This is a genomic window from uncultured Jannaschia sp. (assembly GCF_947494055.1).
Classification (GTDB): domain Bacteria; phylum Pseudomonadota; class Alphaproteobacteria; order Rhodobacterales; family Rhodobacteraceae; genus Jannaschia.
The window spans coordinates 1-9,097 of sequence record NZ_CANLTR010000070.1 but is presented as its reverse complement, the minus strand read 5'-3'; the positions used below and the strand labels follow the sequence as shown (position 1 = coordinate 9,097).

General features: G+C 63.1%; 9 protein-coding genes. 4 read left to right on the top strand and 5 right to left on the bottom strand.

Annotated elements, in window-relative coordinates; all coding sequences use genetic code 11:
- From Q1A87_RS21995 to Q1A87_RS24335, 3 genes are all read left to right on the top strand, one after another.
- Positions 1–250, top strand: a 250-nt coding sequence (locus Q1A87_RS21995) for a hypothetical protein (RefSeq protein WP_299656596.1), incomplete at its 5' end; no start/stop codon positions are given.
- Positions 251–537: 287 nt separating this feature from the next.
- Positions 538–1,113 (top strand): aminotransferase class III-fold pyridoxal phosphate-dependent enzyme, encoded by a 576-nt coding sequence (locus Q1A87_RS21990; RefSeq protein WP_299656593.1) that lies wholly within the window; start codon positions 538–540, stop codon positions 1,111–1,113.
- Positions 1,014–1,292: an SGNH hydrolase domain-containing protein gene (locus tag Q1A87_RS24335; RefSeq protein ID WP_363323052.1), complete on the top strand. Its 279-nt coding sequence runs from the start codon at positions 1,014–1,016 to the stop codon at positions 1,290–1,292. The genes Q1A87_RS21990 and Q1A87_RS24335 overlap by 100 nt, the downstream gene beginning before the upstream one ends.
- Before the next feature lie 156 nt (positions 1,293–1,448).
- Here the strand turns inward: Q1A87_RS24335 and Q1A87_RS21985 are convergent, their stop codons facing one another.
- Positions 1,449–2,381 (bottom strand): hypothetical protein, encoded by a 933-nt coding sequence (locus Q1A87_RS21985; protein WP_299656590.1) that lies wholly within the window; start codon positions 2,379–2,381, stop codon positions 1,449–1,451.
- Positions 2,382–2,649: 268 nt separating this feature from the next.
- Here Q1A87_RS21985 and Q1A87_RS21980 point away from each other — a divergent pair, with 268 nt between their 5' ends.
- A complete protein-coding gene (locus Q1A87_RS21980; RefSeq protein WP_299656587.1) occupies positions 2,650–4,506 on the top strand; it encodes an acyltransferase family protein in 1,857 nt (618 codons plus the stop codon).
- 17 nt (positions 4,507–4,523) lie between these two features.
- Here the strand turns inward: Q1A87_RS21980 and Q1A87_RS21975 are convergent, their stop codons facing one another.
- Genes Q1A87_RS21975 through Q1A87_RS21960 form a run of 4 tightly spaced genes read right to left on the bottom strand, consistent with a single transcriptional unit; the run spans position 4,524 to position 8,344 of the window.
- Complete coding sequence (locus Q1A87_RS21975; RefSeq protein ID WP_299656584.1) at positions 4,524–5,054, bottom strand: acyltransferase; 531 nt, start codon at positions 5,052–5,054, stop codon at positions 4,524–4,526.
- Positions 5,055–5,056: 2 nt separating this feature from the next.
- Positions 5,057–5,284 (bottom strand): acyl carrier protein, encoded by a 228-nt coding sequence (locus Q1A87_RS21970; RefSeq protein ID WP_299656581.1) that lies wholly within the window; start codon positions 5,282–5,284, stop codon positions 5,057–5,059.
- A gap of 1 nt (position 5,285) precedes the next feature.
- Complete coding sequence (locus Q1A87_RS21965; RefSeq protein ID WP_299656578.1) at positions 5,286–7,103, bottom strand: HAD-IIIC family phosphatase; 1,818 nt, start codon at positions 7,101–7,103, stop codon at positions 5,286–5,288.
- 2 nt (positions 7,104–7,105) lie between these two features.
- The gene (locus Q1A87_RS21960) at positions 7,106–8,344 is read right to left on the bottom strand and encodes a hypothetical protein (protein WP_299656575.1); all 1,239 of its coding nucleotides are present in this window, start codon (positions 8,342–8,344) and stop codon (positions 7,106–7,108) included.
- Between the last annotated feature and the right edge of the window lie 753 nt (positions 8,345–9,097).

Below are 9,097 nucleotides of genomic sequence, written 5' to 3'. Positions count from 1 at the left end.
TCCTCCTCAAAAAGATGAATCACACCGCCTCCCTCATGGGAATCCCCACGATTCAAGTTTCGGCCGAAAAGCTCTAGTCTTGGATGCCATTGCCGCGATTAATCGATTGACGATGCATTCTGGAATCTTAATAAAAGAATACCACCGCGTGATCATTCGGAGAATAACGAGGCGGCTTTATCACTCGATGGCAAGATTCTGCCTGCGTTTAGAAGATCAAAGCAGAAAACCGCTGCCGTCTTCTGCGTAGGCTCCATGGCCATTGTTCCGATCGATGGAATGGAACAAGGGTTTCGCAGGCGTCCGGCAATACGCCTGAAAACAATGATCCTACCAGCCAGAATTTAGGGTCTGCTCTGCCGGGGCTGCGGTGCCTTTGCGTGCCTGTCAATCCGTCTCCGGCACCATCACTCGCAAGGAGGCTACTTTGATCGAACGACATCGGCGATTTGCTGCAGTTGCGTCAGGAAACCTCGTTCCGAAACAATGGGGCACATCATGACAGCTCTGAATCCCGCCCGTACGAACCTTCTCGAGATGTTCGCACTCGACGCCCGGATGGTCCGCGGTGCCGGCTTTCGACTCTTCGATGAACAGGGTCGCGAATACCTCGATTTCCTGTCTCAGTACGGAGCGCTCCCTTTCGGACACAATCCCCCCGAGATCTGGATAGCGCTGAATGCAGCACAGGCAGAAGCGCTTCCGTCCATGGTCCAGCCGCTCCGTCCTGTCGAGGCCGAGCGTTTGGCCGAGCGCCTGGCCGAGGTCACGCCCGGCGATCTGTCGATCACGACGCTGACGAACAGCGGGGCCGAAACCGTCGAGGCGGCGATCAAGCTCGCGCGGCTGAGAACCGGTAAGTCGGGCATCCTTTCGGCCCGAAACGGGTTTCATGGCAAGACGCTGGGGGCGCTCTCGGCGACCGGCAAGCCGATGTACCAGGAAGGTTTCGCCGCGCCCTCGGCGACATCCCAGTCCTGGCCATCCGCGACAATCCGAGTGCAGTCTTCGACATTGCGGCCTGCGTCGACCGGCTCGGGCTGGATGACCCAGCCTGCGACGCTGACAGGCCAACGATGCGCACGGATGAGCTCGTCTTCGGCGGCAATGTGACCTTAGCGGACTTTGAGGACGTCTTCTGCGACGCCGCCCGCTGCCCCACCGCGCGCGACAACGTGCTCCTGTATCGGGATGCGCACCACATCTCCGCGACCGCGTCCCGGCTGATGGCACCTCATCTGGAAAAGGCGCTCAGAGCAACGCTGGCAGAGGATCGGCACGACGGACGGTAAGCCCGCAGCATCGAGACCAATCCTCTTGCCCGACCGCATAGTTGGATAGTTCCCGTCCCTACGTGCAACCATGCTCGGCGCCATTCACCATCGGACCCTGGAGCCCTTTGATACGACCTTGTCCATGATAGATATCAAAAGCGGTGGCTCACGGATTTACTCGTGCAAGTAACGAAAGTTTTCCACCGTATCCGGCCGGATCAACTCCGGATCGGACATGATGTGCTCGAACAGAATACGGGACTGCTCCATCATTCCTCGCTCCGGGTAGTCTCGACTCGCGGCGATGTTGTAACGCCATCCCATATCTCTGCCGAAAGCGTTGGAAAGGAACATTCCTGAGATAACGACCATAGACAATATGGCCATTGCCATCAGTTCCCGACTGTAGCCCGACATCTTGACGACCTTGAACTCGAAAGCCGTATGAAGGGCCCAGAAAAGAACGATAAAGGATAGAAGCGCCTCCGCGATCTCATCTCCTTTGACCATTGGCCGGGCTATCAGTATCATAGATACGACGATCGTCGTTGGCCAAATGGAAAGAGCCGGCAGGGAAAGATCGCCAATCCACGCGAATCTTTTCGACAGGAGATCCCTGAATACCGATACGAGCATCAGAACCTGCAGGAGAATACCGGCGGCGACATGGAAGTTCAGTTTCTGCAAAGGCCCGATGTTGTGGATCGTAAGTTCGCCTTGCTTGTTTATCTGCCGAACCACCTCAGGCGTATCAATTCCGATGATCCGCTGCCCCCACGAGATTTCTTCTCCTGCGATGAACAGAGAAAAGATGGACATGAAGATTAGGAAAAGCCGATTGACTCCGGCGCTTCGTGATCCCGCAGTAAGGAAGAATACGCCGGCCGTTGCGAAGGCCACCGATGTGGAATATTCGCCGATCCTGTCTTCGGATATCAGGTGAACATAAGAAATCGGAAGAAAGTATTCTGTCAGAAGAACACCGGTCAAAGCGATCGCTACAAGCGTGAGGTAAAACCAGCTTTCCCATGAGACGAGAGGGTTTCTTGGTTCGGCAACAAAAAAAATTCTTATAGTCGAATTATCGAATTGTTTAGACGTAGACAATGTTTTTTCCCTTCCAAATAACATTTAAAAAAAACTTCTACAAACTATGGTCGAGACACGTTTCGTATTACTAAGTATAGCGCAGGTCATAAATAATTGTCATGACAATGTTACAAAAGTTTCCTGCGAGGTTAAGCGGTTAATATTAACGTGACGTCAGGATCCCGCGTTCACGGCGGCGCGGCTGCGCGCTTGACCGTCCGGCCCTCTCGGCCTTTCCTTCCCACCGATCCGACGCACGTGGAGTGGTGATGGAGGAGATCCGACAATGAAGTACCGACCGCATATCGACGGCCTACGGACCGTGGCGATCGTGCCGGTCGTGCTGTTCCATGCCGATGTCGCGCTCTTCTCGGGCGGGTTCACCGGCGTCGACGTCTTCTTCGTCATCTCCGGCTTCCTCATCACCTCGCTCATCGTCGAGGAGATCGCGGAGGACCGGTTCACGATCTGGAACTTCTACAAGCGTCGCTTCCTGCGCATCCTGCCGGCCTATCTCGTGGTGATCGCCGCCGTGATCGCGGCGAGCTGGTTCGTACTCTTCCCCGAGGAGACCCGGGCGCTTGGCCGGTCGGTCGCCGCAGCCTCGCTCTTCGTGTCGAACTTCTACTTCTGGCAATCCTCGGACTACTTCGCGCCGGACGTCGCGACGGCGCCGCTCCTTCATACCTGGACGCTCGCCGTGGAGGAGCAGTACTACCTCCTCCTGCCGCTCTTTCTCCTCCTCGTCGCGCGCTTCCTCGGTCGCCGCTACGTCGTGCCGATCGTCGTGGTCTCCGTTCTTTCCTTCGGGCTCAGCGTCTGGGGTGCCGTGCGCTACGACAGCGCGACCTTCTACCTGCTGCCGACGCGGGCCTGGGAGTTCGGACTGGGCTCGCTCGCCGCGGTCGCTGGCCTCGCGGACCGGGGAAGCGTCCGGATGCGCGGGATCGGCGCCCTCCTGGGGACGGCGCTCGTTGCCTGGAGCATCTTCGGGCTCGACGAGGACGTGGTCTTCCCGGGTGCAAACGCGATCTACCCCGCCCTGGGCGCCATGCTCCTCATCGCCTGCGCGGAAGGGACCCCGGCGGGCCGCGTGCTCGGCGCCCGGCCCGTCGTGGCGATCGGCCGGATCTCCTACTCGCTCTATCTCTGGCACTGGCCGATCATCGTGTTCTGGAAGCTGCGCATCGACCCGGCGCTCGACCCTTGGGACGTGGCGGCGATCTGCGCGCTTTCCCTCCTCGCGGCGGGGCTCAGCTACTTCTTCGTGGAAGAGCCGTTCCGCGGCCGGTCCATGCGCCTGCGGCCGGCCTTCGCCGTCAACGCAACCGCCCTCGGCGGCCTCGCCCTCGCGGCTGGGCTGGGCGGCGGCCTCGTCGCGGGCGCCGAAGGCTGGGGCGGCCATTCCGCCGAGGTCCGCCGGATCGCGAGTTATGTCGACTACCGCGATGGCCGCGATGCGCATCCCTGCCTGATCCACGCGCGTGTCCCGGGCCAAGACAGGGCCTTCGATCCGGCGACCTGCCTGCCAACCGATCCCGCGCGACCGACACTCCTCGTCATGGGCGACAGCCATGCCGAGCACCTGATGCCTGCGATCGAGGAGGCGTTGCCGGGCCTCAACCTCCAGTTCGCCGCCAGCACCGGCTGCACGCCGACCATCGACGTCGAAGGCGAGTGGTACTGCCCCCGCGTGATCGGTCCCATCCTGCGCGAGCACGTCCCGCAAGGCGGCATCGACACCGTCCTGCTCTCCACCCGCTGGGAGGCCGAGGACATCGAACCCCTGCAGGAGACCATCGACTACCTTCTGACCTACGTGGACCGGGTCGTGATCCTCGGGCCAACGCCGGAATACCTGACGAGCTTCCCTGCGATCCTCGCGCGCAACCTCCACAGGAACGACGCCCACATGTCGCGTTTCCTCGACCCCGAGATCCGCGCCCTCGACTACCGCATGGCGGGCACGGACTGGAACGGGGCCAGCTACGTCTCGCTCTACGACCTGATCTGTCCCGACGAATGCCGTCTCCTGACGCAAGACAGTGTGCCCTATCTTGCCGATTACGGCCACTATACCCGGGCATCGGCCCGGGAGATCGTGGCGGATCTGGCCGAGCGGGGGGTCTTCGCTACCGACTGAACCGAGACTTCACTTTCCTAGCGACGCACGAAGACGACTTTCGCCGGGTTGCCTTGGACGATGGCGAGCTCCGGGATCGTTCCCGACACGATGCTGTTCGGTGACACGATGACGCCGTCGCCGATTCGGGCGCCGTCGAGGATGATCGCACCGGCCCCGATCCAGACGTTGTTTCCGATTGTGATCGGCCCGGCCGAAACGTGCCCCTGCTCGCGCATCGTCTGATCGACGCGGTCGTAGCGATAATTGACGCCCACGATCGAAACGTTCGGCCCGAGGAGACAATCGTCGCCGATGGTTATGCCGTTCGCATGGCCCCCGATCCAGCAGCCGCAGGCGATGTCGGTCCGCGCCCCGATCGTGACGGGACCGTCGCTTGCCTTGATCTTCACGAAGGATCCGACCTGCGCCTTGCGACCGATCGTGAGCAGGCGGCTGAGTTCCACCTCGGAACGGGGGCTGACGAAGGCCCTGTTCCGGATCAGATGGAAGACCGTCACGGCAATGCGCGGAACCGCGAACCTGCGAAGGGCGACGCCGAGCTTCATCCTCAGAGCTCGATCATGCGGGCAAGATCGGAGATCGACCGGGCCTCCGAGATCTGCTGCATCGTCAATCGGACGCCGAACCGAGATTCCACAGCCGTCACGATGCGGAGATGCGCCAGCGAGTCCCAGCCGTCCACGTTGTCGCGGTCCGCGTCGACCGGAACGTCGTCCGGGTCGCGGTCGATCTCGTCGCAGACGGTCTCGGCAAGCTGTGTCATCCTGTCGTCCATGTCATCTCTCCTCAACTGTCAGCCACGGGCAATCCGTCAAACGAATGTCGGCGCGGTTGAGTTCGTAATCCCGATGATCTTCCGCCGCGCGCGCGGAGAAGCCGGCCTCGTCGTAGAACCGCGCCGCCGGTTCGTTCCGCGCCGTCGGCACGAACCGCGCCGTCATCGCCCGACACTCCGTCTTCTCGAGGACGTAGCGCTTCAGATCGTCGAGAAGCGTCTGTTCCACGCCCCGCGCCAGCGCACGACAGCTCATCACGAAGCTGTCAATTCGGACCATGTCGGCCTCCCGCACCGCCAGACACAGCCCGATCGTGCCGAACTCGCCGAAGCGGTCCTTGAGCGAGCAGACCGTCAGCCGATGATCCGGATCGGCCAGGAAGCGCTCGATATCCGCGACCGAATAGCGCTTGGTCGTCGTGTTGAACTGGTTGGTCTTCGAGAAGAGCTGGTGGACCCGCGCCACGTCGGCCGCGCCCGCCTTCCAGATCGTGACGGTCATCTCGAGATCGGCTAGATAGTCCTCCGGCTCGACGGACGACGCCATCGCCGCGGCACGCGCGGCGGCCTCGGCGTAGAGCTGACCCTTCGCCGCATCCTCCGTGCCCACGCGCGACTTCTCGAACGCCGTGAGGCTGTCGAAGGTCGCGACGTAATCGGCGGGGTCCGGCGGCAGCAGGACGCTCAGGGTCTCCGGCAGGACGGCGCGGACCTCGGCGATCTCGGCCGGATTGTCGTCCACGAAGACGAGCGCGTCCGTCCCGATGTTGAGTTCCCCGGCGATCTTGCGCAGCCCCGAAGACTTCCGGTCCCAGCCGATCGCGGTGGCGGAGAAGTCGGACAGCCGGAGTGGCATCTCCGAGCGCCGCTCGAAGGCCTCCTCGACGAACGCATGATCGTTCTTGCTGCACAGGGCGAGCAGGACGCCCCGTGCCTTCATGCTGCGCACGCGATGCTGGAACGCGAGATACGCCTCGCCCTCGACGTCGCCCACCGAGATCCGGATACCGTCGGGCCCGTCCTCGCCCAGAACGCCGCCCCAAAGCGTGTTGTCGAGATCGAGCACCAGGCATTTCCGCGCCGTCCCGGTCGCGGCGACGACATGCCGGGCGCATTCCCGGGCGAGCGGCATCCGGAGCGCGTCGGTCCAATCCGTCTTCGCGATATGCATGAACCGTGCGTCGAACGCCCGTTCCGATCCGGTCTCCGCGACCACGCGGGCGAGGTCGAGCACCTGCACGCGGGGATGCGGGCGGAGGCGGCGCATCAGTTCGAGGTTCAGCGACAGGAGGAACTCGGTCTCGCCGAAATCCCGCGCCGGATCGGCCACGCCGAGCGCCGGGGCGGCGGTCGTGGGGAAGTTGCAGACCACGAGGGTCGCGCCGGTCTCCGAAAGCGCCCGCGCGGTCCAGCGCTCGACCTCGTCCAGCACGTCGGTCTCCAGCGCCCGGACCGCATCGGCGGACATCTCGGCGAAGGCGTTGACCCGATCGGGGCGAAGAAGCGGCAGCGACAGATGCAAAAAGACGATCTGGGGATCGAACGACTTGAAGTCGGGGGCGGCCAGATCCTGCATGTATTGTCCGAACGGACTGACATGGGTCGCGGCCCGCCAGCCCGCGCGCGCAAGCTCGACAGCGAGGAAGGGCACGAAGGGATCGAGCGTCGTGTTGCCCATCAGGGCGATCCGAAGGTCGGAACCACCCTCCATCTTCTTGAGCGACCGGGCGAGCCGGCGGTAGTCCGGCGCAGCGGCGACCTGCTCCTCGCCATCGCGCAAACGGCGCGCGAGATTGGAAAACGCGTTGATCTGGTCCATCGTCAGAGGCCCTCCGTCAGCCTGCGGCGTGCGAGATTCGCGGCAGGCAAGGTCGCGAGCAAGCCCCCGAGGCTCACCCCCCATATCAGCCCCGTCAATCCACCCTGCGCTCCGACGAACGCGCCGCCAACGGCCAGGACCACCCAGACGATCCCGAGCCGGTTCAGCGCGGCAAGGTCGCGGTCGCTGCCGCAAGCCGTCAGGACCGCGCGCGGCACCACCATCAGGATCTTGACCGTTCCGTTGCAGCAGGCCGCCGTGGCAAGCGCGTAGCTGATCGCATAGCCGCCATCGGTAACGAGCGTCGTGACCGGTGGCGCCAGGAGGATGATCACCGGCCAGGCGAGCGCGACGATTCCACCGAGCAGAAGAAGCTCGGAGCGAAGGACCCGGTAGCGCGCCGACACGCTCGACGCCGCCTTGAGCCGGGGCACGACAGTGAAGTTCACGCCCGCCGTCAGAAGCCGGAAAGGAAAGATCGCGACCGAGGCCAGCACGCTGAACAGCGCGAGGTCGCGCAGGTCGAGCGGGATCGGGATCACGATCCGCTCGATCTGCAAGGACACGGCCCCGATGAACGCGATGCCGAGAAGCGACATCGCCTCGCGCCAGAGGACCGGCTCACGGTCCGCTTCGGGCACGCGACACGAGCGCTGCAACATCGACCATCCCCAGATGGCGGCCGCGACGTTCCCGATCGCGAACAGGGCAAGGGGCCATTCGGCATCGCGAAGGTCGAACGCGAGCGTTGCCAGGCCAATCGTAAGAAGGATGAAGCTGGCGATCGTCGCCATCGTCAGCGCAGCCCAGGGCTGCTGCCGCATGCGCAGCGTCATGCTGGCCGTTATGGTCACGCATCCCGCGAGTGTCATGACCACGAGCCACGCGGCTTCCGACGCCTGAAAGCCGCCGAACGCGACGACGGTTACGGCAACGGCCACGCCCATCGCCAGGGCGGAGGCCAGCAGAAGCGCGAGAAGCCTGATACCGGGATCGATCCTGCGGCGCGCGATCTGCTGATCGATGCCGAGCGGTGCCAGAAGGATCAGGACGTTGAAGAGCGCGATGACGAGCGCCACCCGGCCGAACGCCTCGACCGGCAATTGCCGGGCCAGGAGCAGGTTGCCCAAGGCGAACGCAGCCCCCGAGACGGCGAACGTCATCGCCGAGACGAGCGTGGGCTGTCGGATCAGGCGAAAGACGAAGCCCATGGCCCCGGTATTGCTGGCTAGGGTCCGCACGGACGCTCCTCGGAATGCCGCGTCAGGTCAGCGCGAACGGCGCGACGCCGGCAGGGTCGCGCTGCGCTGCGAACGCCACGGCCGAGAGAACCGGGCACCGGGTCGGACGAGTGTTCATAGGGCGCTCCTTATCCGCAAAGCAGGCAGTCTGCCTACCGGGTCCTGTCAATTTTCGGAGAACGATGGTCCGGATCGCCCCCGTACCGAAAGTTTGGGAAAGAGGCAGAACTGAAAAGACAACGAGTCTGGACCCATCCAGGCTCCAGCGACGAGTTCTCTGCAAGCACATGCATCGATCCGAAACTCATGACCCCTTCCCGAGAAGCAGGGCCTCAACCGCATGGCAATCGGAGGCTATCGGTCGAAAGCCCGTTTGATACGTGAGCATGACAATCGTCGCGACATCCGACATCCCGCATGGGATGTGACGTCCGGGACTCAGAAGGCGATAGCCCCTTGGTCGAACGTTCTCGTATTGATTGACCGAACGCCTATCGGAACTGCTCGACCTGAACGCCGATCGCATTGGCAACCTCCGTACCTCCCAGTCCGGATCGTGAGTGTCGAGTACCGTCCGGGGTCCGTCGGATCGTAGCGCATGCGCGACGCTCCTCTTGGTCTCGCTGACATTCAAGATCGCGAACGTATCGTACCCATCCGCCACTTCTAGCTACAATCACGGTCCCATCCGCGGCCCCGACCGCATGCGCGCGCCTTGGGCGAGCCGCTGCGCCTCCGCCGCGCCGGCCCGCG

Excerpts from the sequence above, each read along its gene's own strand:
- Q1A87_RS21990 (WP_299656593.1), top strand. The coding sequence starts at position 538 with ATGTTCGCACTCGACGCCCGGATGGTCCGCGGTGCCGGCTTTCGACTC.
- Q1A87_RS21965 (WP_299656578.1), bottom strand. The coding sequence starts at position 7,103 with ATGGACCAGATCAACGCGTTTTCCAATCTCGCGCGCCGTTTGCGCGAT.
- Q1A87_RS21975 (WP_299656584.1), bottom strand. The coding sequence starts at position 5,054 with ATGAAGCTCGGCGTCGCCCTTCGCAGGTTCGCGGTTCCGCGCATTGCC.
- Q1A87_RS21970 (WP_299656581.1), bottom strand. The coding sequence starts at position 5,284 with ATGGACGACAGGATGACACAGCTTGCCGAGACCGTCTGCGACGAGATC.
- Q1A87_RS21980 (WP_299656587.1), top strand. The coding sequence starts at position 2,650 with ATGAAGTACCGACCGCATATCGACGGCCTACGGACCGTGGCGATCGTG.